This is a genomic window from Pedobacter albus, assembly GCF_036324255.1.
In the GTDB taxonomy this organism is placed as follows: domain Bacteria; phylum Bacteroidota; class Bacteroidia; order Sphingobacteriales; family Sphingobacteriaceae; genus Pedobacter; species Pedobacter albus.
In genome coordinates this window covers 763,078-788,952 of the sequence record NZ_JAZDQT010000003.1, presented here as the reverse complement: position 1 = coordinate 788,952, position 25,875 = coordinate 763,078, and the positions used below count along the sequence as shown (strand labels likewise).

24 protein-coding genes are annotated in these 25,875 nt (G+C 44.1%); 18 read left to right on the top strand and 6 right to left on the bottom strand.

Features of this window, described 5'->3' with window-relative positions; all coding sequences use genetic code 11:
- Window positions 1-44 precede the first annotated feature (44 nt).
- The 6 genes from VRU48_RS18625 to VRU48_RS18600 all read left to right on the top strand — a co-directional run bounded on the left by VRU48_RS18625 (window position 45) and on the right by VRU48_RS18600 (window position 7,386).
- Window positions 45-761, top strand: a complete 717-nt coding sequence (locus VRU48_RS18625) for a pyridoxine 5'-phosphate synthase (protein WP_330109432.1) — start codon at window positions 45-47, stop codon at window positions 759-761.
- An 11-nt stretch (window positions 762-772) separates the two neighbouring features.
- Window positions 773-1,681 (top strand): EamA family transporter, encoded by a 909-nt coding sequence (locus VRU48_RS18620; protein WP_330109431.1) that lies wholly within the window; start codon window positions 773-775, stop codon window positions 1,679-1,681.
- Window positions 1,678-2,238 (top strand): hypothetical protein, encoded by a 561-nt coding sequence (locus VRU48_RS18615; RefSeq protein ID WP_330109430.1) that lies wholly within the window; start codon window positions 1,678-1,680, stop codon window positions 2,236-2,238. Before VRU48_RS18620 ends, VRU48_RS18615 begins: the two co-directional genes overlap by 4 nt.
- A gap of 591 nt (window positions 2,239-2,829) precedes the next feature.
- Window positions 2,830-5,706, top strand: a complete 2,877-nt coding sequence (gene gcvP / locus VRU48_RS18610) for an aminomethyl-transferring glycine dehydrogenase (RefSeq protein WP_330109429.1) — start codon at window positions 2,830-2,832, stop codon at window positions 5,704-5,706.
- Between the two features lie 554 nt (window positions 5,707-6,260).
- Window positions 6,261-6,848 carry a YceI family protein gene (locus VRU48_RS18605; RefSeq protein WP_330109428.1) on the top strand — a complete coding sequence of 196 codons (588 nt, stop codon included), beginning with the start codon at window positions 6,261-6,263 and terminating at the stop codon, window positions 6,846-6,848.
- A gap of 127 nt (window positions 6,849-6,975) precedes the next feature.
- A complete protein-coding gene (locus tag VRU48_RS18600; RefSeq protein WP_330109427.1) occupies window positions 6,976-7,386 on the top strand; it encodes a response regulator in 411 nt (136 codons plus the stop codon).
- Here VRU48_RS18600 and VRU48_RS18595 read toward each other — a convergent pair.
- Window positions 7,373-8,143: an MBL fold metallo-hydrolase gene (locus VRU48_RS18595; RefSeq protein WP_330109426.1), complete on the bottom strand. Its 771-nt coding sequence runs from the start codon at window positions 8,141-8,143 to the stop codon at window positions 7,373-7,375. The two genes, VRU48_RS18600 and VRU48_RS18595, sit on opposite strands and share 14 nt — an antisense overlap.
- A 128-nt stretch (window positions 8,144-8,271) precedes the next feature.
- Between VRU48_RS18595 and recJ the strand changes: the two genes are divergently transcribed.
- From recJ to VRU48_RS18560, 7 genes are all read left to right on the top strand, one after another.
- Window positions 8,272-9,972: a single-stranded-DNA-specific exonuclease RecJ gene (recJ, locus tag VRU48_RS18590; RefSeq protein WP_330109425.1), complete on the top strand. Its 1,701-nt coding sequence runs from the start codon at window positions 8,272-8,274 to the stop codon at window positions 9,970-9,972.
- Between the two features lie 47 nt (window positions 9,973-10,019).
- Window positions 10,020-10,754, top strand: coding sequence for an LPS export ABC transporter ATP-binding protein (gene lptB, locus VRU48_RS18585; RefSeq protein ID WP_330109424.1), 735 nt, complete (start codon window positions 10,020-10,022; stop codon window positions 10,752-10,754).
- 12 nt (window positions 10,755-10,766) lie between these two features.
- Window positions 10,767-12,275: a GH3 auxin-responsive promoter family protein gene (locus VRU48_RS18580; protein ID WP_330109423.1), complete on the top strand. Its 1,509-nt coding sequence runs from the start codon at window positions 10,767-10,769 to the stop codon at window positions 12,273-12,275.
- A 2-nt stretch (window positions 12,276-12,277) separates the two neighbouring features.
- A complete protein-coding gene (locus tag VRU48_RS18575) occupies window positions 12,278-12,910 on the top strand; it encodes a DUF2306 domain-containing protein (RefSeq protein ID WP_330109422.1) in 633 nt (210 codons plus the stop codon).
- Window positions 12,911-12,914: 4 nt separating this feature from the next.
- On the top strand, window positions 12,915-13,793 hold the full coding sequence (locus tag VRU48_RS18570; RefSeq protein WP_330109421.1) for a YARHG domain-containing protein: 879 nt from the start codon (window positions 12,915-12,917) through the stop codon (window positions 13,791-13,793).
- Window positions 13,794-13,841: 48 nt separating this feature from the next.
- Complete coding sequence (locus tag VRU48_RS18565; protein ID WP_330109420.1) at window positions 13,842-14,684, top strand: helix-turn-helix transcriptional regulator; 843 nt, start codon at window positions 13,842-13,844, stop codon at window positions 14,682-14,684.
- A 102-nt stretch (window positions 14,685-14,786) separates the two neighbouring features.
- Window positions 14,787-15,215, top strand: coding sequence for a CBS domain-containing protein (locus VRU48_RS18560; protein ID WP_330109419.1), 429 nt, complete (start codon window positions 14,787-14,789; stop codon window positions 15,213-15,215).
- 186 nt (window positions 15,216-15,401) lie between these two features.
- Here the strand turns inward: VRU48_RS18560 and VRU48_RS18555 are convergent, their stop codons facing one another.
- From VRU48_RS18555 to VRU48_RS18545, 3 genes are all read right to left on the bottom strand, one after another.
- On the bottom strand, window positions 15,402-16,853 hold the full coding sequence (locus VRU48_RS18555) for a M20/M25/M40 family metallo-hydrolase (protein WP_330109418.1): 1,452 nt from the start codon (window positions 16,851-16,853) through the stop codon (window positions 15,402-15,404).
- Window positions 16,854-16,929: 76 nt separating this feature from the next.
- Window positions 16,930-17,982, bottom strand: coding sequence for a TerC/Alx family metal homeostasis membrane protein (locus tag VRU48_RS18550; protein WP_330109417.1), 1,053 nt, complete (start codon window positions 17,980-17,982; stop codon window positions 16,930-16,932).
- A complete protein-coding gene (locus VRU48_RS18545; RefSeq protein WP_330109416.1) occupies window positions 17,983-18,954 on the bottom strand; it encodes a polyprenyl synthetase family protein in 972 nt (323 codons plus the stop codon).
- 147 nt (window positions 18,955-19,101) lie between these two features.
- Between VRU48_RS18545 and VRU48_RS18540 the strand changes: the two genes are divergently transcribed.
- The 3 genes from VRU48_RS18540 to VRU48_RS18530 all read left to right on the top strand — a co-directional run bounded on the left by VRU48_RS18540 (window position 19,102) and on the right by VRU48_RS18530 (window position 21,491).
- Entirely contained in the window at window positions 19,102-20,085 is a 984-nt protein-coding gene (locus tag VRU48_RS18540) for an alpha/beta hydrolase (protein WP_330109415.1), read from the top strand.
- A gap of 59 nt (window positions 20,086-20,144) precedes the next feature.
- A complete protein-coding gene (locus VRU48_RS18535) occupies window positions 20,145-20,618 on the top strand; it encodes a YdeI/OmpD-associated family protein (protein ID WP_330109414.1) in 474 nt (157 codons plus the stop codon).
- Window positions 20,619-20,720: 102 nt separating this feature from the next.
- Window positions 20,721-21,491: a hypothetical protein gene (locus tag VRU48_RS18530; RefSeq protein ID WP_330109413.1), complete on the top strand. Its 771-nt coding sequence runs from the start codon at window positions 20,721-20,723 to the stop codon at window positions 21,489-21,491.
- A gap of 118 nt (window positions 21,492-21,609) precedes the next feature.
- Here the strand turns inward: VRU48_RS18530 and VRU48_RS18525 are convergent, their stop codons facing one another.
- The gene (locus tag VRU48_RS18525; RefSeq protein ID WP_330109412.1) at window positions 21,610-22,275 is read right to left on the bottom strand and encodes a LytR/AlgR family response regulator transcription factor; all 666 of its coding nucleotides are present in this window, start codon (window positions 22,273-22,275) and stop codon (window positions 21,610-21,612) included.
- Complete coding sequence (locus VRU48_RS18520) at window positions 22,272-23,345, bottom strand: sensor histidine kinase (protein WP_330109411.1); 1,074 nt, start codon at window positions 23,343-23,345, stop codon at window positions 22,272-22,274. Before VRU48_RS18520 ends, VRU48_RS18525 begins: the two co-directional genes overlap by 4 nt.
- Window positions 23,346-23,527: 182 nt before the next feature.
- Between VRU48_RS18520 and VRU48_RS18515 the strand changes: the two genes are divergently transcribed.
- Complete coding sequence (locus VRU48_RS18515; RefSeq protein ID WP_330109410.1) at window positions 23,528-24,706, top strand: TlpA disulfide reductase family protein; 1,179 nt, start codon at window positions 23,528-23,530, stop codon at window positions 24,704-24,706.
- A gap of 66 nt (window positions 24,707-24,772) precedes the next feature.
- Entirely contained in the window at window positions 24,773-25,873 is a 1,101-nt protein-coding gene (locus VRU48_RS18510) for an AhpC/TSA family protein (protein WP_330109409.1), read from the top strand.
- The last annotated feature ends 2 nt before the right edge of the window (window positions 25,874-25,875 follow it).

Here is a 25,875-nt window from a genome sequence, read left to right as displayed (position 1 = left end):
CAAGGCTTTACAAAAAAACGCCAAGCGATTGCTATCTTTGCCGCATGACAAAACTTTCGGTTAACATTAACAAAATTGCCACTTTGCGCAACAGCAGAGGTGGCAACAACCCCGACCTGGTTAAGGTAGCGCTAGATTGCGAACGTTTCGGTGCCCAAGGCATCACCGTTCATCCGCGTCCAGATGAGCGCCATATCCGTTACCAGGACGTGTTCGACCTCAAAGCTGTCATTGCAACAGAATTCAACATTGAAGGCAACTGCCGGGAGCAAAAATTTGTAGACCTGGTATTGGCCAATAAGCCTGCCCAGGTTACCTTGGTTCCCGATGCCGAAGGACAATTGACCTCCAACCACGGTTGGGACACCCTAAAACATGCCGACTACCTGAAAGAAATGGTAGCCGTATTTAAAAATGCCGGTATCCGCGTTTCTATTTTTGTTGATCCGGTGATAGAGCTGGTAGAAGGCGCCTTGGCAACCGGCACCGATCGCATTGAGCTGTATACCGAAGCCTATGCCAGCCATTTCCACCAAAACCAAGCGCAGGCCATTGCACCTTATGTTAAGGCCGCCCAAAAAGCCAGCGAACTGGGCCTAGGCATCAATGCCGGCCACGACCTCGATTTGCACAACCTGAAATACTTTGCCCAGAACATCCCCAACCTGCTCGAAGTTTCTATCGGCCACGCCTTAATTAGCGACGCCCTGTATTACGGATTGGAAAACACCATCCAACTTTATTTAAAACAACTCTCTTAACTTTATAACCCATGTTAAAAGGCATATTCCTTGTACTTTTTGGTGCATGTAGCTTCGGTATTCTCTCTACTTTTGTAAAACTGGCTTATGCCGAAGGCTATACTTTAGGCGATGTTACCGGCACACAGGCACTGTTTGGCGCCCTCATGCTTTGGGCACTGCACCTCATCCAAAGCAGCCTCAGCAAAAAACCGAAGCCAGTATTAACAACCCATTGGCTCAAACTGGTTGGCGCTGGCTTTTTTACGGGCTTGGTTAGCCTTACCTATTACCAATGCGTAAAATTTGTTCCGGCTTCCCTGGCCATCATCCTGTTGATGCAGTTTGTATGGATCAGCGTATTGCTAGAACTGTTCATCTACAAAAAGAAGCCCAACAAAGCCCAAATATTCGCCATTATTTTGATTTTGGCCGGCACAGTATTGGCCAGCGGTTTTACCGACACCAAACTGGCCGACATTAACCTGGTGGGCGTAGGTTTTGGCTTATTGGCCGCCTTGTGCTATGCCATTTTTCTCATGCTGAACGGCAAACTGGGCAATGAATATCCGCCACTTCAAAAAAGCGCATTAATGATTACTGGCGCTTGTATTCTTATTTTCGTGGTATTGCCTCCACACTTCCTGTTTAACGGGGCTTTAGGCGGCAGTTTGCTCAAATGGGGAATGATATTGGCTATTTTTGGCACCGTCATTCCGCCACTCTGTTTTGCCGCAGGCATTCCGCGTGCGGGCTTTACGCTCAGCTCTATTTTAAGCTCGGCAGAACTGCCTGTGGCGGTGAGCATGTCGGCTTTGGTATTGCACGAGTCAGTGGGCCCTATGCGCTGGCTGGGCGTGTTCATTATTTTGGGCGCCATGCTCCTGCCAAATTTGGAAAATATAAAAAAGGGGAATATCTTTAAAAGAAAAACCACATGAAAAACCGTTTCCTGATCATACTTAGTCTGTTCGTTATTGCCATTGGCTGTAAAAACGTAGCCACCATCAACGAAAAAGAAGCCGGAGAGAAGATTACCGATTACCTCAAAGCCAATCCGGAATACAAAACGGCCCGTTTCAACTTTGGCGAAATGAAGTTCAACAGCGAAAAGGATATGAAGGAACTGGAAAAATACCGCCAATTGGCCGACGAAGGTTATGTATCGCTCAGTTTGCAAAGCGCCAAAAAGAAATTCCTTTCTAAAGACAGCAGCTATGTTTTTCAGATCAGGCTTACCGACAAAGCCAGCGAACTGGTGCTTAAACAAGACGATGATAAGGCTACGGTGAAGGTAATACAATACGAATTGGCCAGCGAAAAACCAGTTGATTTTAACCGGATAAACGACAATAACGCCAAGGTTACGGTATCGCTCAAAAAGATCAACACCGCTTTTGCACCATTCCAGAAAAACGCAAGCGAGAACAGCAATTTCATTACCAAAACCTATCGCCTCAAATTCGACAAGGAAGAAGGCTGGAAGGTCCTGAAGTAATTTTAGCATGGTCGAGATGGCACATCCCGACCAGCATGACTTAAACAATTACCTCTTTTTTCTTGTTGGAGTTGGCCGGGAAATGCTTTACCGACTGAACGAACTATGGATTTACAATCCGTTTCTGGAATTTATCGGTGTTCTTCACCAAGCAAGCCAAAATAGTATGTACCTCCTGCTAAACTATATCTAAAAAAGCTGGAATTAGCCTACGCTAGCTACACGATGCGAACATTTGGTCTATCTATTCTGCGCGAACAGTAAACCAAATGTAAGCTGCTCAGTTAAACTTACAGCTGGATTGAAATGTCTAACACCTCAATCAATTGCTCAATTGTATCTCCGGTAAGTTTTCGCTAAAGTATAAATAATTAACTTTAAGTTGTTGTTTCAATAGTCGAAACAGACCGCAAATAGTCGAAATGTCAAAAAATAGAGCAAAAGCCTAAATGCCCATCCTTAAACCCTACTAAAAACATAGATTTAACAGGTTGTATTTGAGACTAAAATATGACGTTTGCACAGCCATTTTGATGGCAAAAAATAGGGATAGTTTTCTTACCTTTGCGGCATCAATTATTGCTATACTTCATGAGCTTAAACATCCACTACCAAGAAGAATTTAAAGAACGCCACATTGCGCCGAATGCTGAAGATACAGCAGCCATGTTGCAAACCGTTGGCGTTGCCTCAATTGACGAACTGATTGAACAAACAGTTCCTCAGCAAATCAGGTTAAAACAGCCTTTAAACCTACCTAAGGCTAAATCTGAAACCGAGTATTTGGCAAGCCTCAAACAAACGGCTTCGCTAAACAAAGTTTTTAAATCGTACATTGGTCAGGGTTACTATGACACCATTACGCCAGGTGTAATTCTGCGCAATGTGATGGAAAACCCGGGATGGTACACGCAGTACACGCCGTACCAGGCAGAAATTGCCCAAGGCCGTTTGCAGGCATTGCTTAATTTCCAAACCATGGTAATTGATTTAACCGGCATGGAAATAGCCAATGCTTCGTTGTTAGACGAAGGTACCGCAGCTGCCGAAGCCATGTTTATGCAATACAGTTTGCGCAAAAACCAAGCTGCCGTAAAATACTTTGTATCTGAGCAGTTGTTTGCCCAAACCATCGACATTTTAAAAACCAGAGCCAATCCTTTCGGCATTGAGCTCGTTATTGGCAACCATGAAGAGTTTACGCCTAGCGAGGACTTCTTTGGTGCCATTGTACAATATCCTGCGGCCAATGGCGAAGTTTACGACTATACCAACTTTGCCAACGCGCTACATAACCAAAACATCAAATTAACCGTAGTTGCCGACCTGTTGAGCTTAACCTTGTTAACTCCTCCGGGAGAGTGGGGTGCCGACGTGGTGGTAGGAACTACGCAACGTTTTGGCGTACCAATGGGTTTCGGTGGTCCGCACGCCGCTTATTTTGCCACTAAAGACGAATACAAGCGTTCTATCCCTGGCCGTATCATTGGCGTAACCATCGATAGCAACGACAACTATGCCTTGCGCATGGCTTTGCAAACCCGCGAGCAGCACATCCGCAGAGACAAAGCAACTTCTAACATCTGTACCGCTCAGGCTTTATTGGCCATCATGGCTGGCTTTTACGCCGCTTACCATGGTCCAAAAGGCTTGAAACTGATTGCAGAGCGCACCCATGGCCTAACCGTAAGCCTGGCCCAGTCGCTTTCAAAAATCGGCTACAATGTATTGAGCAAAGCTTATTTCGATACCATTCAGCTGGATTTGGGCGATTTGACCGATTCGATCCACAAAGAATGTCTAGACAACAACATCAACCTCAACTATAAAGGCAATTTGGTAAGCATCGCTTTAGATGAAACCACCACCTTTGAAGATGTTACCCTGTTGGTTCGCATTTTCTCGAAAGTTAAAGGCATTGCTTCAGACAGCATTAACGTGGTTGACCAAGTAAGCACCACTATTCCTGCCGGCTTGCAACGCCAATCGGCTTACTTAACCCATCCGGTATTCAATTCGCATCATTCGGAGCACGAAATGTTGCGCTATATCAAATCTTTAGAGACCAAAGACCTTTCGCTTTGCCACTCGATGATTGCTTTGGGTTCATGCACCATGAAACTGAACGCCACCACCGAAATGATTCCGGTTACTTGGCCAGAGTTTGGCAAAATCCACCCGTTTGCACCAAACGACCAAGTATTGGGCTACTATACCGTATTTGACGAGCTAGACAAATGGTTGAGTGAAATTACGGGCTTTGCCGCCATGAGCCTTCAGCCTAATGCTGGTGCACAAGGCGAATATGCCGGTTTGATGGTGATCAGAGCTTACCACCAAGACCGTGGCGATCACCACCGTAACATTGCCTTAATCCCGGCTTCGGCACACGGAACCAACCCTGCTTCGGCAGCCATGGCAGGCATGAAAATCGTAGTGGTAAAATCGCTAGAAAACGGCAACATCGATGTTGACGACTTAAAAGCCAAAGCAGCAGAACATGCCGCTAACCTATCGTGTTTAATGGTAACTTATCCTTCTACGCACGGCGTATTCGAAGAAAGCATTATCGATATCTGCAACATCATTCACCAAAACGGTGGCCAGGTTTACATGGACGGTGCGAATATGAACGCCCAGGTAGGCTTAACCAGTCCGGCCAATATCGGTGCCGATGTTTGTCACCTGAACCTGCACAAAACCTTCTGTATCCCACACGGAGGCGGTGGCCCAGGCATGGGTCCAATCGGTGTAGCTGCCCACTTGGTTAAGTATTTGCCGGGCCATGCGGTGGTTGATATCAACAAAGAAAAATCTATCCACGCAGTTTCTGCAGCCCCTTGGGGTTCGGCCTCGATCTTGATCATCTCTCATGCCTACATTGCCATGATGGGTGCCGATGGATTGACCAACGCCACTAAATATGCCATTTTGAATGCCAACTACATGAAAGCCCGCTTAGAATCTCACTACCCAGTGTTGTATTCGGGCAGCCAAGGCCGTTGTGCGCACGAAATGATTTTAGATTGCCGCAGCTTTAAAAACTTTGGCATCGAGGTGGTTGATATTGCCAAACGCTTGATGGATTATGGCTTCCACGCACCAACTGTATCTTTCCCTGTGGCGGGTACTTTAATGGTTGAGCCAACCGAAAGCGAGCCTAAACATGAGTTAGACCGTTTCTGCGATGCTTTAATTGCCATCAGAAATGAAATCAGCGAAGTTGAAAGCGGCAAACTAGACAAAACCGATAATCCATTGAAAAATGCGCCACATACTGCCGCTGTAATTACAGCCAACGAATGGAACCACAGCTATAGCAGACAAACTGCCGGCTTCCCGCTTCCTTATGTGGCTGCCTATAAATTCTGGCCATCGGTAGGCAGGGTAAACGACAGCCATGGCGACAGATCGCTAATCTGCGCTTGCCCTCCGCTAGAAAGCTATATGGAAGAAGCGATTGCTTAAACAAGCCACACTTGCGAAGTTTACGTAAACACACTTGCGAAGTTTTAAAAACTTCGCAAGTGTAATCCACAATATAAAGCCTGGGCAAATTGCTCGGGCTTTTTCTTTAAATGCGCATGGTGCTTCGGCACCAATCCTTATATTTGGGTACTAATCCAAACAATTAAACACCATGATTGGTGCAGCAATTCCGAAAGTAACGCTAAGCAACTAAGGCCATGAGGTATATAGTCGACCTGAATGTTTCAAAAAGCATCAGTAAAAACAGCCTCTAACACCCTCGAAGAACATTACAAATTAAATTGGCCAACTTTTTTTAGCCATTTAACCATCAAAAGTGAACTGGAAGAAATCTTCGGCAAGCCCAATACTGATTAGATTTTATAACCCGATTGTCAGAAATCAATTAAACCTTTGGCTTGTTTTTCATTCTAACCCCACCAAACGAACCGGAAAGGCTATGGTTAAGAATTTTGGAAGACGAAATCTTAACATATGGTATTTTTTAGCTTCGACAATTTAAATACCTTTACAAAAACTTAAAAAAAATTCAGATGAAATTGAAAATCACATCAATGTTATTGCTGGCTTTCGTAGCTAGTTTCGCTTTCCTGGCTTTTACTCCAAAAGCCGATATCTACACTGTTGACGTAACTAAATCGACAATTACTTGGGAAGGCAAAAAATTTGCAGGTTCTCACAAAGGAACTGTTGACCTTACTTCTGGCACTTTGGCTTTTAACGGCAAAAAATTGGCAGAAGGCGGCTTTATTGCCAATATGACCACCATTAAAGATGCCGACAAAAACGGCGGTTTAGAAAACCACTTGAAAGCTGACGATTTCTTTGGCGCGGCTAAGTTTCCAGCAGCCAACTTTGTAATCAAAAAAGTAGACGGCAACGGAGCTAACGTAAATGTTACAGGCGATTTGACCATCAAAGGCATTACCCAATCGATCACTTTCCCGGCTACGATTACCTGGAACGCTGACAAAACCGTAACAGCTACTGCCGACAAGATCACCATCGACAGAACCAAATTTGGCATTCAGTTCAAATCAAAATCGGTTTTCGCTAACATCGGCGACAATTTCATCTACGACGATTTTACCATTGCTGTAAAATTGGTAGCTAAAAAATAAACGGATCCATATCCGCTAAAAAGGCCTCTTGCATTTGCGGGAGGCCTTTTTATGTTGTTATTTAGCGCAGCAATCTATACCTTTAAAGCGTTAAGAAAAAGCTTTCTTGCTTTACATAAGAGCCTCAATGTTAGATACAAAGATTAATCTGTTAGTGATAGATGACGATGATATCAATATTTTTATCATCAAAAAGATTGTGGAGAAGACCGGATTTGACATAGAAATGGTGTCGAAAAGCAACGGTCAGCTGGCAATAGATTACCTTAAAGACGCGATTTCAAGAGGCGCAACACTTCCCCATCTCATTTTAATAGACATCAACATGCCGGTAATGAACGGCTGGGAATTTGTAGAAGCCTACCAGCAACTCGGCATTGCAAAACCGGTAGACCTTTACATCCTGTCTTCGTCGGTTTACGAAAACGATATCGAAAAAACAAAAAGCTATAGCGCGGTGAGAGGCTTTATCTCTAAGCCTTTGTCTATAGAAAGACTAACCGAGCTGATCAAGGCGCTCGAAGCTAAACGATCTTAAAACGATCGCCGTCTAGTTCGATATAAGCCTGTGTTTTTGATTTAGAGTGGTAGAATAGGCATTTCCAATGTTCGGCAGCAGCCTTTTGTCCAAATTCTTCGCGCAGCTCCATCGCTTTCCTGCCATCGTAATCGTATTTGGCAATGAACTTGCGCAACAATTCTTCGGGTTCCGGCAACACATCGCCACCAAAAAAGGCCTTATCTATGCCGTCGTCTATCAAAAATACCTGATGGTATGGACAGTGGGCACCGGTAAGCTCGTAGCTGATAAACTCGTTAAGCTGACCCGAACCTTCAATCAGCTGGATATCGGCATTGACCTGCAGAAACTCAAAAATATCGGTATGGTAAGAAGACGAAGTGCTCGAAAAAGCGGTTTCCCACTCTCCTCTTTGCATCACGTAAGTCGCATCCGGAAAACTCAGCTCCATTTTGCCATTGTGGTGATGCACCATCCCGCCCGAGTGGTCGAAATGCAGGTGCGACATCAACACCAACTGAACATCTTCGGGTCTAAATCCAGCTTTTTTAATGTTCTCGTGCAAATGCAGCTGGCCTTGTTCGTTGCTATAGCCCAAGCCTGTATCCAACAGCACCAACATGTCATTAATCTTCACCAAAAAGGGCTGCACGTGGATGAACAACGAAGCCGGCCTGTCTTTTGGATGATGTATACTAGGATCGAAAGGAATAAATTGCTTGGTAACATCAACAGAATAAGACCCTTCGGTTAAAGTAAAAACTTGTAAAGACATGGCTATTTTTTGAACAGAAATTAAATGATATATTTACGACACTACAAATATAGGCAACCTGCCCGAACTTTACCACAAACAACGGGTTTGGGCATGCCTCTTGACATTGATCTAAGAATAACGCTACGATGAAAAAAAGATGGGTGCAGGTAGGGCAAGGCGCGATAGAAACAAGTGAAAAACTTGCCCAGGAATTGAACATAGACCAAAGTTTAGCGCAAATACTGGTACAACGTGGCATCGCCACTTTTGAAGAGGCCCGCTACTTTTTTAGGCCCCAGCTGGCACACCTGCACGATCCTTTTTTAATGAAGGACATGGAACAGGCCATTGATCGGATTGACCGGGCCATTAGCCAGGGCGAAAAAATACTGGTTTATGGCGATTACGATGTAGACGGCACCACGGCAGTAGCCCTTACCTACAGCTTTTTGAGCCAATTTACCCAGCAAATCGATTATTACATTCCCGATAGGCACCAGGAAGGCTACGGTATTTCTACCATCGGGATAGATTTTGCCAAGGCCAACGGCTTTACGCTGATCATTGCTTTGGATTGTGGCATCAGATCGCTTGATAAAATTGCCTATGCCAATCAATTGGGCATCGATTTTATTATTGCCGACCACCACTTGCCTGCCGAGCATATTCCCGAGGCAATTGCCGTACTCGACCCCAAAAGAGCTGATTGCGAATATCCTTTTAAAGAATTATCGGGTTGTGGCATTGGCTTTAAAATAGCACAGGCCTACTGCCAGTTGCATGACCTGCCCGACGAGCTTTACCAACAATACCTCGACCTTTGCATGGTAAGCATTGCCGCCGATATTGTACCTATAGTTGACGAGAACAGGGTGATGGCCCATTTTGGCCTCATCAAACTGAACGAAAACCCTTGCACTGGCCTCAGGGCCCTGATGCAGATTGCGGGCAGAACCGAGAACTATACCATCTCGGATGTGGTGTTTCAACTGGCGCCACGCATTAATGCGGCCGGTCGGATGGGACATGCGCGCGACGCCGTAAAAATGCTGCTCAGCGATGTGGCCGAACTGGCCGAAGAGCAAAGCACTTTGATCAACTTGCAGAATACCGACCGCAAATCGTTCGACCAGAACATTACAGCCGAGGCTTTAGCCATCATCGAGGCCAGCGAAGAGCTCGTTAACCGCAAAACTACAGTGGTTTTTCAGCAGCACTGGAACAAGGGCGTTATTGGCATTGTGGCTTCCCGCTTAACCGAAACTTACTACCGGCCAACCATCGTGCTTACCGAATCGAATGGAAAATATACCGGTTCTGCACGTTCGGTGGTGGGTTACGATCTTTACGAAGCCTTGCTGGCCTGCGAAGAGTTATTGGAGCAATTTGGTGGACATAAATATGCAGCCGGCCTAACCCTCAAGCCCGAAAACCTCCATACATTTACCGAAAAGTTCGAAAAGGTGGTGGCTGCTACCATCAGTCCGAATTTATTGATACCCGAAATTTCGATAGACAGCGAGATCAGCTTAACGCAGATTGATGCCAAATTCTATCGTATTTTAACGCAAATGGCTCCTTTCGGACCACAAAACATGGCACCGGTATTTAAGAGCACAGGCGTAAACTTGGTTGGCTATCCGCAAATTGTTGGCACAAATCACCTCAAGTTGGCTGTAAAGCAACAAAATTCAGCTATTTTTGATGGCATTGCCTTCGGACAGGGAGAATTTGAGCAATTGTTAAAAGCCAATCGTCCGTTCGATATCTGCTATACCATTGAAGAAAATGTATGGAAAGACAAGAGGCGCTTGCAATTAAACATAAAAGGCATTAAAATTGATTAGGTTTCAAAAACCAATCGTAAACCATAATTCTAAAATCGTAAATCTAGATGATCTTAAGAGCCGAAAATCTGGTTAAAAAATATAAGCAACGTACCGTGGTCAACCATGTTTCGTTTGATGTAAGTCAGGGCGAAATTGTGGGACTATTGGGGCCAAACGGCGCTGGAAAAACAACTTCTTTCTACATGATTGTAGGGCTGATCAAGCCAAATGAAGGCAACATTTACCTGGAAGGCGAAGACATTACCAAAGATGCCATGTACCGCAGGGCACAAAAGGGGATTGGCTATTTGGCCCAAGAGGCCAGCGTGTTCAGGAAACTGACCGTTGAAGACAACATCATGGCCATTTTAGAAATGACCAAGCTCAACAAAGAGCAAAGGCACGAAAAACTGGAAGAACTGATCAACGAGTTCAGCTTGCATAAAGTAAGAAAAAACCGTGGCGATTTACTTTCGGGGGGCGAACGTAGACGGACGGAGATTGCGCGCGCATTGGCAGCCAATCCGAATTTCATCCTGTTAGACGAGCCTTTTGCCGGCGTAGACCCGATTGCTGTAGAAGAAATACAGAGCATTGTAGCCAAATTGAAACAAAAGAACATCGGCATCCTCATTACCGACCACAACGTGCAGGAAACTTTGTCTATTACCGATAGGGCTTACCTGCTTTTTGAAGGAAAGATACTCGAATCGGGTACACCGGAGGTATTGGCAGCCAACGAAATGGTACGAAAGGTTTATTTAGGCTCGAACTTTGTGCTGCGTAGAAAAAAACTATAATTTCGGAGGCTGATGGCGATTGTAAATTCGATTTTTACCTGGTACATGAAAAAGCGCATCCACCAGATCGAGCTTTTTATCAAATATCCTCACGATGTTCAGGAAGAATGGTTGCACACCTTGGTTTCGAGTGCCGAAAATACCGAATGGGGCAAAAAATACGATTACAAATCGATTTTAACCGCCTCGCAATTCAAGGAGCGTGTTCCCATCCAGAACTATGACACTTTAAAGCCTTACATCGAGCGCATGCTCAAAGGCGAACAGAATGTGCTTTGGCCATCAGAAATCAAATGGTTTGCCAAATCGTCGGGTACCACCAGCGACCGCAGCAAGTTTATTCCGGTGTCTGAAGAAGCCTTGGAAGAATGCCATTTTAAAGGTGGAAAAGACATGATTTCCATCTATTGCAACAACCGGCCCAACACGCAGATGTTTACGGGCAAGGGCCTGGTACTGGGTGGCAGCCATCAGATCAATCAGCTTTGCGACGATATTCATTACGGTGATCTTTCGGCCGTGCTGATCAAAAACCTGCCCATGTGGGCCGAATATTACCGTACTCCCGATATTTCCATCGCCCTGATGGACAATTACGAAGAGAAGATGGATAAAATGGCCGAGGCCACCATCAAAGAAAACGTAACCAACATTTCGGGCGTACCTACCTGGACCATCGTTTTGGCCAAAAAGGTACTCGAGCTTACCGGCAAAAGCAACCTATTGGAAGTTTGGCCCAATTTGGAACTTTATTTTCACGGTGCCGTTAATTTTACACCCTACCGCGAACAGTTTAAGGAATTGATTCCTTCGCCAGACATGTATTACCTCGAAACTTACAATGCTTCTGAGGGCTTTTTCGGCATACAAGACCAGGATAACTCTGAAGAACTGCTCCTGATGCTCGATTATGGCATCTTCTACGAATTTCTGCCTTTAGAAAACCTGGAAGACGAAAATCCGAAAACCTTATCGCTAGAACAGGTAGAACTTCATAAAAACTACGCCATCATTATCAGTACCAATGCCGGGCTTTGGCGTTACCTGATTGGCGATACCATTCAATTTACCTCGCTCTCTCCTTTCCGCATCAAGATAACCGGCCGTACCAAGCATTTTATCAATGCTTTTGGCGAAGAACTGATTATAGACAATGCCGAAAACGCGCTGACCAAAGCCTGTTCGCTTACGGCGGCCAAAATCAAAGACTACACGGCCTGCCCCATCTACTTTAAGGGCGAAGAAGCCGGAGGACACGAATGGATCATTGAATTTGAAACGCAGCCACAGGATTTTGAGCAGTTTGTTGATGTGCTTGACCAAACCCTGCGCGAGGTCAATTCGGACTACGATGCCAAACGCTTTAAAGACATGGCCCTGCGCCGCCCGAAAGTGCATAATGCCCCTGCCGATACCTTTTACAAATGGCTAAAAGTTCGTGGCAAGCTGGGGGGCCAGCACAAAGTGCCTCGCCTGGCCAACGACCGCAAGTATGTTGACGAGATTTTGGAGCTGTTATAGCCATGAAAAAACAATCCGGCTATTTCACCTTTGCCTGGCTCCTTTTCTTTTCCTTTTTCTTTGTGCTCATGGCACAGCTCACCCTGCGTTACCTTCCGTTTAGCCAAACGGTTGCTTTTTTGCAAATCAAACAAACCGAGGTTAATGGCGTAGCAAGCTACCTGCCTATCTTTTATGTACATGTGTATACGGCCATTTTTTGCCTGCTGGCCGGTTTTACCCAATTTAACCATAAGCTACTCGCCAAATACAAAAAGCTGCACAGGGCAATCGGCTATCTTTATGTACTGGTGGTTGTTTTTTTGGCCGGACCATCGGGTGTTTACATGGGCTGGTATGCCAACGGTGGATGGACGGCACGGATTTCTTTCATTCTGTTGGGCCTGCTTTGGATTTTCTTTACCCTTAAAGCCTTAGGCTACATTAAACAAGGTAACATCAAAAAGCATCGCCAATTGATGCTCAGAAGCTTTGCTTTGGCCTTTTCGGCCATTACGCTAAGGCTTTGGAAAGTTATTTTAGTATATTTATTTCATCCGGCACCCATGGATGTTTACCAGATCATCGCCTGGCTGGGCTGGATACCTAATTTGTTAATTGTTGAATATTTAATCAGAAAAGACCGAAAAAACTAACCCTATGAAAAAACTATGCTTCCTTGTTTTGAGCATTGCCATTTATTGCACCGCCTGCCAAAACAAAGACCAGAAAACCACCAGCGCCGAGCAATCGGCCACAGCGCCCAAGCTCGAACATCAAAACCTGAACGGTTTTTGGGTAGGCGATTTCATAGCCGAAGAATATAAGGAAGATGAAACATTCCACGTTTCCAATAAAATAAACCTCGCCATTAAAAGCATTGTAAACGGCGTGGTAACCGCTCAAAGTATCGTTGCCGGCAACAAAAGGCCCTTGACCGGAAAAATGACCGAACGCAATGGAAGAATCATCTTTAACCTGGCCGAGCCCGGCGACAACAAATACGATGGCCGCTTTGAATTTGAGCTGGTAAAAGATACCCTTGTGGGAACCTGGACGGCCTACGATACCACCTTGCCGGTAACCAAACGCAGTTTTAAACTTACGCCGAAAGAGTTCAGCTATAACCCCAATGTAATGCTGTCGGGCGAAAACGATTATATCGACTACTATTCGTCGCAAACCAAAACCAGGGTAGACACAGTAGAGGGTGTGGTCGACACCTTGAAAGACAATTATTACCGTCAGGCCAATAACATTGTATACACGGTCAATTCATCTACGCATGCCTTTACCGAAGCCGAACTCAAAAACCTGAAGAAACTGGATCTGGAGATTTTGAGAAATACCATTTTTGCCAGACACGGCTATACTTTCAAAAAAATAGGCTATCGTCAGTTCTTCGATCCGGTGGAGTGGTATGTACCCGTAACCGACAATGTAGACGTGAAGCTGAGCGCCATAGAAAAAGCCAACATCAAGTTATTTGTGCGTTTTGAAAAATACGCCACCGATAATTATGATACCTTTGGCAGATAATCTTTAATTTTAGAGCCAGCAGCTTCAACCGTTGCTGGCCATTTCAACATGAATACCCATATCATAGCGCCCAAGCATCCCCTATTAAAAAAGCATATCCAGTATTTTCTCTTTTTTAAGCAGGATGCCAAAGTAGCAAGCAGCTATGTAACGTTTCCGAACAATAACCTCTGCCTAGCCATTTACAAAAACAACCATGTTGAATACCAATCAACAGCTGGCGTAAACAACTGCAAGGTATCGAACGGGCAAAATTCTTTTACCAGCAGGCTTTATGGCTTTCACAACCTGCCCTTTAAGGTACAGGTACAATCGGACTTAGATCAGGTTTGTATACTGTTTAGTCCGGCGGCCCTACGTTTGTTTACCAAAGAAGCCTACAAAGACCTGCTCAGTACCGACGATGTTTTTAATGCCATCTTTCAAAAGAGCCCTAATTTTTTAGAGGCCTTATTCGGCACCGCGGATTTTTTTGAACGGGCAGCCTTGCTGGAAACCCTATTACTGAAAAACCTAAACCTCGAAAATCTTCCTTCCAAAATGAACGAGGCTTTGCAACTGATTTCGGCCGTTGGCCAAAACAAGGCTTTGCCCGTAGAAGAGCTAGCTAAAACATTACAACTCAACGAATCGACCTTGTACAGACTATTTTCGACGCATTTGGGGCAAAACCCGAAAGGCTATCTCAAAACGTTGCGGTTTAGGCATACGCTAAACGAACTGATGGCCAAACCCAAACAGCTTACCCAGGTAGCTTATTCCAATCATTATTTTGATCAGGCCCATTTGATCAAGGATTTTAAAACCTTTACAGGCTGTACGCCCAAAGAGCTAACCGAGCATGTTTCTGTTAAAGAGCGAAATTTGGTTTGGCTCTATAACGAAGTGTAGTTTCAAAAGCAACATCGACCTTTACTGTGTTCTTTATGCTTTAAGCCTATGGCATTTCTAATTTATTTTAGTTAAATTTAATTAGCTAAATCTCAAAGCATTATGAAAAGCGTCCAACAAATCCTCAGCACCAAACCCGTTCAGGTTTATGCGGCTGCTTCTACCGATTCGGTGCTCGATGCACTCAAAGTGATGACCGAAAAAAACATCAGCGCCCTACTGATTATGGACAACGACAACCTGCTGGGCATTTTTACCGAGCGCGATTATGCGCGCAAGATCGTGTTGCATGGCAAGTCGTCCAACACCACGCCACTAAGCGAGGCGATGACCAGCAATCCAATCACGGTAAGCCCTGCCGACAGTATTGAACTGTGCATGGAACTGATGACCGACAAGCACATCAGGCATTTGCCGGTAATGGATGGCACCAAGGTGGCCGGAATGGTTTCTATCGGCGACGTGGTAAAATTTATCATTGCCGATCAAAAACAGACCATTTCACAACTGGAAAGCTATATTAACAGTTAGACCAGACCAGGTCGATGGTCAATGGTTCATAGTCGATTGTCCATGGCTGATAGTCCATAGTCAAAAGCTTTAAAAACATCATTTTAGATTTCATTTGAAAGCTTTGCCCAATCTTACGCACCAAAAATGACCAATCACCCAATGAACCAATGGCTAATGAACTAATGACTAATGGCCAATGAACCATTAATCTCCCCAACGCCATTCGCCAGCCACCTGCAAAGGCAGCTTCAGGTTATTTTTTTCAAGGAAAGCTTTCAGGTCGGCATCGTTCATTTTGCCAACTGGAATTTTTGGCGTATTGGCTAAGGCGTAGGTAAGCATGGCCGAATAACGTACCGTATTTTTAAGCCCCTGCTCGTCAACCAATTTAAACAAATCGCCATCAGAGTGATAATAAGGGCCAGAATTGTTTGGCAATCGGCCACCAGCGCCTCCGCCGGTAGGAATACCTTCTAACATAAACGGCTGATGATCGCTATGCAAGCCTGCGCCCGCCTGAAAAAGATTTTTAAAGCCGGTATCGATTTTCACCACTTCCTCGCCCCAGCCTTTAAACAAGGTTTCCATTTCTTTTCTGCTGGTCGAAAATCCTTTCGGATCGTTGGTCATATCGTAGTTGAGCATGAAACTCACCTGATTTAGCGTGCCGTTTTTCTTGGCTTGTTCAACATAAGCCTTCGAGCCTAGCAGGCCCTGCTCCTCGCCCATAAAAAGCACAAATTCTATGGTACGTTTGGTTTTGAGGTTCAGTTTTTTAAAGGTACGGGCCATATCCACCACGGCGAAAGAGCCAATACCGTTATCGATGGCACCAGTAGCCAGATCCCAACTATCCAAGTGGCCACCTACAACTACTTTTTCTTTCGGGAATTCGGTTCCCTTAAAAGTTGCAATCACGTTGCGCGCTTTGATGAGGCCCGAGAAATTGGTCATGGCAATACTGGCTGTTTGTGGCGTAGTTTTTAGTTTTTCTTTAAGAGCCATGCCATTTTCCAAGCCAATACAAACGGCTGGTATCGGAATAAGCTTTCCGGTTACAGAGGCTGTTCCGGTTAAGAGTACGCCATTTTTTACGGTATTGATAATAATTACACCAGCAGCGCCATATTTGGTGGCAATAGCGGTTTTTTCGGAACGGTGCAAAGAAGGTGTGCCTTTGGCTGAGCCTGGCAATACGCCCAAATAAATCAAAGCAATTTTTCCTTTTACTTTATCGGCAATGCCTGCATAATCTGCTTCGAGGCCGTTGCCTACGTCAATCAATTCGGCAGTTACCTGAGCCGACACAGGCGAATGTGCCAAGGTTACGGCTTTCATATCGGCCAAGTGACTGGCATCGTCGCCTATTTTTACGGCAAGAGTCTTTCTGTCCCAGCTTTCTACTTCGAAAGGTTGGTATTTAACGTCGCAACCATACGATTTGAGCAAGTTATAAACATAGGCTTCGGCCTTTGCCCCATTTGCTGATCCGGTTAAACGGTGGCCAATGGTGGTCGATGCATCCTTCAAATTGCCATAGGCATTGGAATGGGCCTGTACTTCGGTGTTGATTTGCTTAAAAACAGGGCCGAAATGATCTTGTGCGCCAGCTGTAAAAGACAAACCGGCCAAAGCCAATAAAAAGAAACTCTTCATTTAATGTTATTTTTTGATGAAAATAAGTTTTTTCGGACAGCTTGAGCCCAACGCCGTAAAATTTTTACAATTAGGCTTAATGATGATGCGTCTTCTTTTTAGGAAACACCAAAGAAGCAACGATACTGGCCGTGAGGATAAACAAAATAACGAGCAACGAATGTTCTGTGGTAAAACCCCAGAACTTCAGGTAATCGTGTGCCAGCATTTTAATGCCAATAAAGGTGAGCAATACCGCCAAACCTGTTTTCAGGTAGTGGAATTTGTGGATAATATTAACCAACAAGAAGAACATAGACCTTAGGCCCATAATGGCGAATATATTCGAGAAGAAAACGATATAGGCGTCTTTGGTTACCGCAAAAATGGCCGGAATAGAATCGACAGCAAAGATGAGGTCGGTAAATTCTACAATCAGCAACACCAAGAATAAAGGCGTAAGCAAGGTCTTGCCATTGACCTTAAAAAAGAATTTCTTGCCTTCGTACCTGGGGTGGATGGCAAAAAACCTGGAGGCAAATTTTACCACCTTATGGTTCTCAGGATCGATCTTATCGTCTTCTTCCTTGCTCAAAAACATGCGGATACCCGTAAAAATGAGGAAGGCACCAAATACGTACAAAATCCACGCAAACTTGCTGATGAGCGCTGCGCCGGCAAAGATGAAGATAAAGCGCATGATGATAGCGCCCAAAATACCCCAGAACAATACCCTGTGGTAATATTTTTCGGGCACGGCAAAGGCCGAAAAAATCAATACAATGACGAAAATATTATCTACCGAAAGGGCGTATTCGATTACGTAACCCGTTAAAAATTCGATGCCCAGGTTCTGCTTATAAATGCGGAGGCTCTCCTCAAAATTGCCAGGGATGAGCGTAATTTGATGCTGATGTGCCTTTACGATATGTTCGAGCTTGGCATAGCTGTCGATACCATGCAGCTCCTGCCCTTCCAATAACAACAAAAAATAAAAGCCAAGCGCAAGTAGCACCATGACAAAACTCATGATACCGGCCTGCTTTAAACTCACTACCTTCTCTGTTTTGCTAAAAAGGCCTAAATCGAGGGCCAAAATCAGCACAATAAAAAGCAGGAACCCGCCAATGAATAATATTTCGTTCGACATTTATTTTTTGCGTTCAGTAGTATATCTTACCAATTGTTCCAAACCGGTTCTGGCTTCGCCTTCGTTAAATTGGTATAAAATATCAAAGGCCTCTTTTTGGTATTCGAGCATTTTTTGGTTGGCATAATGAACGCCTTCCTTGCTGTTTACAAAATCGATAACCTCTTGTATCTTTTTCGGATCATCCTGATGGTTTTTCACCAGGTTGATGATGCGTTTGCGCTCCGATTTTTCGGCCCTGTTCAAGGCGTAGATCAGTGGCAAGGTTACTTTTTTCTCTTTGATGTCGATGCCCAAGGGCTTGCCCACATCGTCGGTACCAAAATCAAAGGTATCGTCTTTAATTTGAAAGGCAATCCCTACTTTCTCGCCAAACAGGCGCATTTTCTCGATGGTTTCGGCACTGGCACCCACCGAAGCAGCCCCACAGGCACAGCACGAAGCAATGAGGGAAGCCGTTTTCTGACGGATCACCTCAAAATACAGCTCTTCACTGATATCCATGCGCCTCACTTTTTCAATCTGCAATAATTCGCCCTCGCTCATCTGCTGTACCGCTTCCGACACTATTTTTAACAAAGCATGCTCGTTATTGTTTACCGAAAGCAGCAAACCTTTGGCCAAAAGATAATCGCCCACCAAAACCGCGATTTTGTTTTTCCATAAGGCGTTGATCGAGAAAAAGCCACGACGCTCATAGGCATTGTCAACCACATCGTCGTGCACCAGCGTAGCCGTATGCAACAGCTCTACCAAGGCCGCGCCACGATGGGTCGATTCCTGGATTTCGCCACACAGCTTGGCGGCAAAAAACACAAACATCGGTCGCATCTGTTTGCCCTTCCTCTTTACAATATAGTGGGTAATGCGGTTCAATAACGGCGCATCGCTGTGCATCGAATCCTTGAATTTTGCTTCAAATGCATTAATCTCTGCGGCAATGGGCTGTTGTATCTGGTCTATTCCGGGCATTCGGGCTAAAAATGTGTTTGCAAACTTAGTTAAATTCCATTAAAAGCGTATTTTTAATCAGACTATTCGTGCAAAACGTTGTATACAATTGTGAAAAACATGATTCCCTATCTATTAATCGCCCATTAAAACAAATAACCCAAAGTCATGAAAATATTTCTCGGCATACTCCTCGTGTTGGTTGTGGCATTGACCATTGTTTATTTGCTTGGTCCGCATCCTAAAAAACCAATATACAGCGAGCGCTTGCCTGCTGTTCCCGAACTTAACAAACTGTCTGATTTTGTAGCAAAGCAGGAAGCCAAATACAAGGTAAAACCGGGCAACGAAGCCGAAATTGTTTGGGCCGACAGCACTCACCAACAAACTGAATATGTTGTAGTTTACCTGCATGGTTTTTCGGCTTCTAAAAAAGAAGGCGATCCGGCTTACTACTATTTGGCCAAGGCCTTGCACGCCAATCTTTACCTTTCGCGCCTGGCCGACCATGGGCTCGATACCATAGCACCCATGCAGTACTTTACGGCCGACAAACTGTGGGAAAGCGGCAAGCTGGCCTATGCCATTGGCAAAAAATTAGGAAAAAAAGTAATCCTGATGGGCACTTCTACGGGTGGCAGTTTGGCCTTGCAACTGGCCGCCACTTATCCGGAAGTAAACAGTTTGGTACTGCTATCGCCGAATATTGCCATAAACGACTCCAAAGCATGGATGCTGAACAATCCTTGGGGACTGCAAATTGCCCGAAAGGTAATTGGTGGCGACGAACGAAAAGTGGACGACAAAGAGCTTGATTATCGGAAATATTGGTACACACATTATCGTTTAGAATCTACAGTAGCCCTTCAGGAAATGCTCGAAACTGCTATGGTGCCCGAATTATTTGCCAAGGTAAAACAACCAGTACTGCTGTTGTACTACTATAAAAGCGAAACGGAACAAGATCCGGTAGTGCGTGTAGATGCCATGCTCAAAATGTTCGACGAATTGGGCACGCCGGTCAACCAAAAAGAGAAAGTGGCCATACCCAATGCCGGCAACCACGTGCTCGGCTCCTCCATTACCTCTAAAGACGTGCCGGGGGTTGAAAAAGCCATGGATGGGTTTATTAAAGCGAGGCTGGAGAGGTAAGAACAACAGGGTGGAAGGCAGAAGGTAGAAGGATAGCGCAAAGCGATTAATTTTGTTAAATGAAACATCATTTCAAAGAGAAGATATACAAAATAGGCATTAACTGGGCGGTTGACGTACCCCTGTCTATTACCGATCAATTGCAGAAAGACAAGGGCTATATCCGTATCAAAGGCCAAATTAATGGCTTCGATTTTAAACAGACCCTGGTGCCAGTAAAAAACTCGCCCCATCGGTTGTTTGTTAACCTGATCATGATGAAAGGCGGCCAAACTGCCGTAGGCGAAACCGCTGTTTTTGCCATTGAGCAAAACGACGAACTGCTGGAAAAAATGTACGAGATGCCAGAACTGTTGGCCGCTTCGCTCAAAACAAACCAGCTCGAAAAAGAATTCGACCAACTGAGCGCCACCAGAAAAAAAGACATCCTCAAATACCTCTATTACCTCAAAACCGCCGAAACAATGCAGAAGAACATCGACAAGGTAATTCTGCAACTGCAGCAAAAGGTCAAACAGGTGCGCATACCTTAGCTGGTTGTCAGTTCGCAATTGGCAGTTTACAGTGCGTCATTATTGAGGGTGACCTAAAGAAGTACAGATTATCGCTAACACACCAACAATCCTATAAACCACATGAAAAAACTGTTTACAATCATTTTAATTGGCTTTTCGACAATGGCTTATGGACAGAACCTATCCATGATTGAAAAAGATCTGTTAAAACCCTTGAAGAAAATCCATTATTGGTCGGGGATGGGGTATCAAGACAAACTAAGCGTAGCAGACTCTTTAACCAAAGAAAACAGTTTATTGAAGAAAAAACTACTTAAATACACCAAAAACCGACCATCAACTTTGGGATACGACTTTAAAGCGCTACAAAAAGAGGGCATGACGATAGCTACTTCGGCCGATAAAAAATTTAGAATTTACTCATGGGACACCTATACTGGTGGAACAATGCATTTTTTTGAGAACGTTTATCAATATCAGTCTGGCAAGGTTACCCTGTCCGAATCCATCGGTTCTTCGGAAGATGCCAAAGGTTTCTTCTCCGAAATATTTACGCTGCAAACAGATTCTGGGCCGATTTATCTCGGCTATCTCCACTCCATTCTGTCGACTAAGCTGGCTTACCAAAACATCTGTTTATTCAAAATCGAAAACGCACAGCTCAAAGATGCTAAGCTCATTAAAACCAAAAACGGTCTTAACAACTCACTAGGATTCGAATTTGATTTCTTCTCTGTGGTCAACCGAAAAGAAAGACCTGTAAAGCTTATCTATTTTGATGAGGCGAAAAAAGAAATCAAGATCCCACTTGTTAAGGCCAACGGAGAAGTAACTCCAAAGTTTATTACTTATAGGTACACTGGCAAATATTTTGAAAGAGATAAAAAGTAATTTGTTCGATGATACCCAGATTAATCACGAATAATGGTTTATTTAATAAAACGGTCGCCGAACTAATCAGCTAATCAACCAATCCTCTAATGAGCTAATGGCCTAATGAACCAGTGAACTACTGAACCAATAAACCTCTATAATGCTCGCCGATAGGGATTTCTGTTTCGTTGATGCATAAATGGGTTTTACCGATAACCGTTACCACGGCGCGGTTAACCAAATAAGAGCGGTGCACCCTTACAAATTCCTTTTCGGGCAACAATTCGCCAAGGTATTTCATGGTCATGTGCACAATGTGGTTGCCATTTAGGGTGTGCAGTAAAATATAATCCTTTATCGATTGGGCATACAAAATATCGGCATGCAACACCTTCACCAATTTGCCCGACACCTTGAAATAAGTAAAATTAGGGGCGGTTGTTGCCTCAGGTTGTAGCTTCAAGAACTTGGCCAGGGCCTTGTCAAACCGTTCTTGGGTGATGGGCTTCAGCAGGTAATCTACCGCTTCCAAATCATAGCTGGCCGCTGCATATTCAGAATAAGCCGTGGTAAAGATAACCGCCGGCGGATTTTTAAGCGATTTGATCAGATCGATTCCGCTGAGGCCGGGCATTTTGATATCCAGAAACAGCAGGTCTATTTTCTCCTGATGCAAAACCTCAAAAGCCTCCAATGCCGTGTTGCAGGTTTTCACCAGTCGCAATACGCTTGTACCTTGCACATAAGTGGTCAAAATCTCTTGGGCCAAAGGCTCGTCGTCTACAATAAGGCAGTTGATCATTTCATTTGCAAAGTTAAGCGTACCTGATAAATTTTTTCGTCGGCCTGTTGCTCTAGTTTGTATCGCTTAGGGTAAAGCAGTTCCAATCGCTTTTGTACATTGGTCAAGCCTATTCCTCCGGTTTTTGTTTGGCCCGTAGCCCTGCTGTTGCTGATCTCCATCAACAGTTCGGCTTCGGTTTGGCAAATTACAAGCTGCACAAATCCTTCGCCCTGTTCTTCTTCCACCCCATGTTTAAAGGCATTTTCTACAAAAGGCAACAACAACAAAGGACTAATCGTAGTGTGGGCCTGAATGCCTTGGATAGCCAATTGAATAGCAATGGTATCGCGGTAGCGGATCTGCTCCACTTCCACATAATTCTTCACGAAAGCGATTTCATCTTTTAAAAGCACCTGTTCCTGATCAGCCTGATACAAAATGTAACGCATCATTTCCGACAGCTTTGCCACTAATGGAGCGGTATCTTTCGATTGTTTGAGGGCCAGCGCATAAATGTTGTTAAGCGTATTGAAGAAGAAATGGGGTTGCAACTGCGCCTTCAGATAGGCCAATTCCGACAACAGCTGCTGTTCTTTCATCGCCTTGAGTTGCTCGTCTTGCTGCAAAGACCTGATCAGAAAAGTAAAGCCAATAATCGTAAACAAGATGCGATTGAGTGTATAGCTCACAATGAAGTACAAAGTTGGCCGATTGAGCTCTTTTAATGCATCCAACTTCAATTTTTCGGAAACAAAAGGCAGTCGTATGATTGACCAGTTCATCAGGTATTTGTTATAAAGATGGCTCAGCAGGATAAAGCAAACGATGCTCAGCAAAATCGGCAACGTTTTTTTCCTGAATACATAGCTCTTTAAAAAGACCCAATAATAAATGCCATAAAACACAAAAGAATAAGTGCCTACTACCAGCCTGTATTCGAGCGCGTCTGTAAATTTCAAAACGTTGTTTTCTTCGTAGAAACTATATTCGATATCACTGATGATAGAGCCGAGATAGCAAATGAAGATGAAAAAGAACAGCTCTATCTTAAAATATTTGACATCGGTTCTGCTCTTCAGTTTAAACATATGGCCAAGGTAGATAATATTTTCTAGTGCCCAACTTCCCTGCGCAGCCTTTCGACCAATTGCCCGTTTTTTTAGACTAATGCCTAAAATACCACATTGGTCGAATTACCTTGGTGTCCGGTCTAATTCAAAAAATTTTTAAGCCATTTCCATCTAAGTTTGAAGAACAAAACCCAAAATACATGAAAACCTCCATTACTTTTATCATCGCCACCTTGGCATTAAGCACCGGCGCCTCAGCCCAAAAGCCTGCAACTGCAGAGGCCGTGCTAAACCAAACAAATGAAACCTTGCATAAGCTGAAATCTATCTCATACCACAGCTATCGCGAAATCAACAATTTTAAGGACGATTATTTTGCCAAGAACAGTGGCGACAGCTATTTTGAGTACGATAATGCCATGGATGGAAAAACAGCGCGCTTCCAACTTGGCTCTGCAGATGCCTTGCAGGTTTACAATGGAACCGAATATTTCTATCTCAATCAGAAAAACAAGACCATTGCATTGGAAAGAAAAACCGCCAAACAATTGAATGGTTTATCCCTGCTTTACAATTCTGTCACGTCCATTCGTTTGGTTTTGCCCCAATTGTTACAAGATGCGAGCATTCCAAAATCGTTGGCCGATACGCTGATAGATGGAAAAAGCTATTACTTGGTGAAATTCGATCTCCACAAAAAATCGATGGAGTTTCCCAATGGTTTTTCAAGCTTTGATAGCGAAGTAACCAAGTATTACAAGCTAATTATCGACAAAAAAACTTCCCTGCCCTATATGGTTTTTGACAGCAACAGCATTTCGAAAGACCAATATTACACCAAAACCGTTTTTACCAATATCAACATCAGCCCTGAAATCCCACAAACCAACTCTTGGTATTCATCGAGTTACCAAGGCTATGAGCCCGAAAAAAAAGAAGCCGGAAACCCTTTGGCAAAGCCGGGAAGCCTCTTGCCAAATTGGTCGCTGCCGATTTATGATTCCAACGCTTCAAATAGCCTAAAATCAGAAAACCTGAAAGGCAAAATCGTGCTCATGGAGTTCTGGAACAAAAACTGTCGCTATTGCATGCTGGCCTTTCCCAAAATGAAGGAACTGCAAAAGAAATACGGCAAACAGATAGCCATGCTGAGCATCAATGCCTATGAAAAAAAGGAAGAAGTGGGTTTCTTTTACAAAAGGGAACAACCAGCCTATACCATGCTTTATGAGGGCGAAAAACTGGCCAATTCGCTTGGCATTTATGCCTATCCAGTGGTTATTTTGACCGATAAACATGGGAAAATCGCTTACGTTGGCGAAGGTTTTGACGAAAAACAAGTGGAAAAAGAGATTTTAAAATTGCTTAGTCGACCTTGAAAATTTTGATGCCGACTGCTGTTTTAAAATTTCTGTATATTGCACTTCAACTACTCTATCAAACCTATGAAGTTTTTCAAAAGAACATGCTTTTCATGCCTGTTGCTGACGATAGCCTTAACCAGCCATGCGCAGAATTTTAAACTAGAGGGCAAGAGCCTTAATTTTCCAGATGGCACGCGATTGCTGCTCCAAATCGCAACCACCGACCTGAAAGTTGAAAGAACCGATTCGACGGAAATTAAAAACAATGAGTTCCATTTTTCAGGCCCCTTAAAAGCAGGCGATCATCGAATTGCTATTCTTTCTACCGCAGATCTGCACGATCGTGCCATGATTTGGCTTGAGCCCAAAGCGCTAAGCCTAGCCATTAAAAAGGGTGATTTTGATCATTTAACGATAAAAGGATCTCTTGCTGCCACAGAATTCCAACAACTCGCAGCCACAACAAATCCCATTCAAAAGCAGAAAGATAGTGTAGCCAGGATAGACACCAAGCTAGATACCGTTATGGACAAGAACAAGTGGGAGCAATACACCAAGCTTGAACTTGCCGAAAAGGAGGCAACCATAAATTTCGTGAAATCGCATCCCCAATCTATTGTGGCTACCTTTATTTTGAATGTTTTTAGCACGAGCTGGGGCAAGCCAAAAACAAATGAACTTTACCAAGGCCTCAGTGCAGCGATGAAACAAAGCAGTTTTGGACAACAGATTGACAAGTATGTCAAGCTGAGCCAGGAGCTTAAGGTAGGCGACAAATATGTAGATTTTGAATTGACAAACGTCAGTGGCAAAAAAGTAAAACTTTCGGCCATTAAAGGCAAGTACATCCTATTAGACTTTTGGGGTTCTTGGTGCGGCCCATGTCGGCATGAAAATGCAAATCTGGTCAAGGCCTACCATCTTTTTAAAGACAAGGGCTTTAATATCTTGGGAGTAGGCGCCGAAGCAGATCGTAAAGAATGGTTGCAAGCCATCAAGGCAGATGGGTTGCCCTGGGAAAATGTAACCGATGTAAGCAAAGGCAGAAATAACTCCGCGGTTATGATTTATAGTATTTATTCTTTCCCCACCAATTTCCTGATTGATGAGCAAGGCATCATCATTGCCAAAAACCTTCGAGGTGACGACCTTACAAAGAAACTGGAAGAACTCTTGCGATAATT

What these genes read in the sequence shown, in the direction of transcription:
- VRU48_RS18625 (WP_330109432.1), top strand. Translation starts at nt 45, where the DNA reads ATGACAAAACTTTCGGTTAACATTAACAAAATTGCCACTTTGCGCAAC.
- VRU48_RS18620 (WP_330109431.1), top strand. Translation starts at nt 773, where the DNA reads ATGTTAAAAGGCATATTCCTTGTACTTTTTGGTGCATGTAGCTTCGGT.
- VRU48_RS18615 (WP_330109430.1), top strand. Translation starts at nt 1,678, where the DNA reads ATGAAAAACCGTTTCCTGATCATACTTAGTCTGTTCGTTATTGCCATT.
- gcvP (WP_330109429.1), top strand. Translation starts at nt 2,830, where the DNA reads ATGAGCTTAAACATCCACTACCAAGAAGAATTTAAAGAACGCCACATT.
- VRU48_RS18605 (WP_330109428.1), top strand. Translation starts at nt 6,261, where the DNA reads ATGAAATTGAAAATCACATCAATGTTATTGCTGGCTTTCGTAGCTAGT.
- VRU48_RS18600 (WP_330109427.1), top strand. Translation starts at nt 6,976, where the DNA reads ATGTTAGATACAAAGATTAATCTGTTAGTGATAGATGACGATGATATC.
- VRU48_RS18595 (WP_330109426.1), bottom strand. Translation starts at nt 8,143, where the DNA reads ATGTCTTTACAAGTTTTTACTTTAACCGAAGGGTCTTATTCTGTTGAT.
- recJ (WP_330109425.1), top strand. Translation starts at nt 8,272, where the DNA reads ATGAAAAAAAGATGGGTGCAGGTAGGGCAAGGCGCGATAGAAACAAGT.
- lptB (WP_330109424.1), top strand. Translation starts at nt 10,020, where the DNA reads ATGATCTTAAGAGCCGAAAATCTGGTTAAAAAATATAAGCAACGTACC.
- VRU48_RS18580 (WP_330109423.1), top strand. Translation starts at nt 10,767, where the DNA reads ATGGCGATTGTAAATTCGATTTTTACCTGGTACATGAAAAAGCGCATC.
- VRU48_RS18575 (WP_330109422.1), top strand. Translation starts at nt 12,278, where the DNA reads ATGAAAAAACAATCCGGCTATTTCACCTTTGCCTGGCTCCTTTTCTTT.
- VRU48_RS18570 (WP_330109421.1), top strand. Translation starts at nt 12,915, where the DNA reads ATGAAAAAACTATGCTTCCTTGTTTTGAGCATTGCCATTTATTGCACC.
- VRU48_RS18565 (WP_330109420.1), top strand. Translation starts at nt 13,842, where the DNA reads ATGAATACCCATATCATAGCGCCCAAGCATCCCCTATTAAAAAAGCAT.
- VRU48_RS18560 (WP_330109419.1), top strand. Translation starts at nt 14,787, where the DNA reads ATGAAAAGCGTCCAACAAATCCTCAGCACCAAACCCGTTCAGGTTTAT.
- VRU48_RS18555 (WP_330109418.1), bottom strand. Translation starts at nt 16,853, where the DNA reads ATGAAGAGTTTCTTTTTATTGGCTTTGGCCGGTTTGTCTTTTACAGCT.
- VRU48_RS18550 (WP_330109417.1), bottom strand. Translation starts at nt 17,982, where the DNA reads ATGTCGAACGAAATATTATTCATTGGCGGGTTCCTGCTTTTTATTGTG.
- VRU48_RS18545 (WP_330109416.1), bottom strand. Translation starts at nt 18,954, where the DNA reads ATGCCCGGAATAGACCAGATACAACAGCCCATTGCCGCAGAGATTAAT.
- VRU48_RS18540 (WP_330109415.1), top strand. Translation starts at nt 19,102, where the DNA reads ATGAAAATATTTCTCGGCATACTCCTCGTGTTGGTTGTGGCATTGACC.
- VRU48_RS18535 (WP_330109414.1), top strand. Translation starts at nt 20,145, where the DNA reads ATGAAACATCATTTCAAAGAGAAGATATACAAAATAGGCATTAACTGG.
- VRU48_RS18530 (WP_330109413.1), top strand. Translation starts at nt 20,721, where the DNA reads ATGAAAAAACTGTTTACAATCATTTTAATTGGCTTTTCGACAATGGCT.
- VRU48_RS18525 (WP_330109412.1), bottom strand. Translation starts at nt 22,275, where the DNA reads ATGATCAACTGCCTTATTGTAGACGACGAGCCTTTGGCCCAAGAGATT.
- VRU48_RS18520 (WP_330109411.1), bottom strand. Translation starts at nt 23,345, where the DNA reads ATGTTTAAACTGAAGAGCAGAACCGATGTCAAATATTTTAAGATAGAG.
- VRU48_RS18515 (WP_330109410.1), top strand. Translation starts at nt 23,528, where the DNA reads ATGAAAACCTCCATTACTTTTATCATCGCCACCTTGGCATTAAGCACC.
- VRU48_RS18510 (WP_330109409.1), top strand. Translation starts at nt 24,773, where the DNA reads ATGAAGTTTTTCAAAAGAACATGCTTTTCATGCCTGTTGCTGACGATA.